The sequence below is a fragment of the Psychrobacter sp. T6-4 genome (assembly GCF_052258425.1).
Classification (GTDB): Bacteria; Pseudomonadota; Gammaproteobacteria; order Pseudomonadales; family Moraxellaceae; genus Psychrobacter.
Genome location: NZ_JBQQEZ010000027.1, coordinates 1 through 1,225 on the forward strand (window position 1 = coordinate 1; position 1,225 = coordinate 1,225).

Sequence of the window (1,225 nt, forward strand, 5' to 3'; positions counted from 1 at the left end):
AAAAAGGAAAACCTCATGGCAAAGGCCAAGTTTGAACGCGTAAAGCCCCACGTTAACGTCGGCACCATCGGACACGTTGACCATGGTAAAACCACACTAACCGCAGCTATCGCAACCGTAGCGGCAAAAACCTCAGGCGGCGAAGCCAAAGACTATGCGTCTATTGACTCAGCACCTGAAGAAAAAGCACGTGGCATCACCATCAACACCTCACACATCGAATATGACACCGAAGCCCGTCATTACGCCCACGTTGATTGCCCAGGTCACGCCGATTATGTCAAAAACATGATCACAGGTGCCGCCCAAATGGACGGCGCCATCCTAGTCGTATCAGCCACAGACGGCCCAATGCCACAAACGCGTGAGCACATCTTGCTCTCTCGTCAGGTAGGTGTACCCTACATCATCGTCTTCATGAACAAATGTGACATGGTTGACGACGAAGAGTTACTTGAGCTCGTCGAAATGGAAGTACGTGAACTCCTTTCTGACTACGACTTCCCAGGCGACGACACCCCAATCGTAAAAGGTAGTGCCACAGAAGCCCTAAAAGGCTCAGAAGACAAATACGGCGAACCAGCTGTTGTCGAACTACTAGAGATTCTAGACACCTACATCCCAGAGCCTGAGCGTGACGTCGACAAAGCATTCCTAATGCCAATCGAAGACGTCTTCTCAATCTCAGGTCGTGGTACTGTAGTAACAGGCCGTGTTGAATCTGGTATCGTACGCGTAGGCGACGAAATCGAAATCGTCGGTATCCGTGACACCCAAAAAACCACCTGTACTGGTGTAGAGATGTTCCGTAAACTACTTGACGAAGGTCGTGCTGGTGAGAACTGTGGCGTACTACTACGTGGTACCAAGCGTGAAGACGTACAACGTGGCCAAGTACTAGCCAAGCCAGGTTCAATCACTCCGCATACCAAGTTTGACGCCGAAGTATACGTACTATCAAAAGAAGAGGGTGGTCGTCACACACCATTCCTAAACGGCTATCGTCCACAGTTCTACTTCCGTACCACTGACGTCACTGGCGCAATCCAGCTACAAGACGGTACTGAGATGGTTATGCCTGGCGACAACGTTGAGATGGGCGTAGAGCTTATCCACCCAATCGCTATGGACAAAGGTCTTCGCTTCGCTATTCGTGAAGGCGGCCGTACGGTAGGCGCTGGTGTTGTTGCTTCAGTTAAGGACTAATCATTAGATTAGCTTTTAC

General features: G+C 50.3%; 1 protein-coding gene. It reads left to right on the forward strand.

Annotated elements, in window-relative coordinates:
- Positions 1-15 precede the first annotated feature (15 nt).
- Positions 16-1,206: an elongation factor Tu gene (gene tuf, locus ACTXGE_RS12455; RefSeq protein WP_435949696.1), complete on the forward strand. Its 1,191-nt coding sequence runs from the start codon at positions 16-18 to the stop codon at positions 1,204-1,206.
- Positions 1,207-1,225: the final 19 nt, after the last annotated feature.

What these genes read in the sequence shown, in the direction of transcription:
- tuf (WP_435949696.1), top strand. Translation starts at nt 16, where the DNA reads ATGGCAAAGGCCAAGTTTGAACGCGTAAAGCCCCACGTTAACGTCGGC.